Source organism: Staphylococcus gallinarum (assembly GCF_000875895.1).
Classification (GTDB): Bacteria; Bacillota; Bacilli; order Staphylococcales; family Staphylococcaceae; genus Staphylococcus; species Staphylococcus gallinarum.
In genome coordinates, this window is record NZ_JXCF01000238.1 from 1 (window position 1) to 241 (window position 241).

Sequence of the window (241 nt, forward strand, 5' to 3'; positions counted from 1 at the left end):
GATGTTGATTATGCTAAATCATATTTTAAGCAAACTAGGGCGTTATATGGCAAAGAGAATGGTGTTCAAGCACATACAGTCATTCAATCTTTTAAGCCTGGCGAAGTAACAGCTAAAGAGGGTAATGAGATAGGTTTAGAATTAGCTAAAAAAATTGCACCAGATTATCAAGTTGCAGTTTATACACATACAGACAAAGACCATTATCACAATCACATTATTATTAATTCAGTAAATTTAG

General features: G+C 32.4%; 1 protein-coding gene. It reads left to right on the plus strand.

Going from position 1 to position 241, the window contains the following annotated elements; genetic code table 11:
* A partial coding sequence (locus SH09_RS14255; protein ID WP_042740260.1) for a relaxase/mobilization nuclease domain-containing protein occupies positions 1-241 on the plus strand: 241 nt, incomplete at both ends.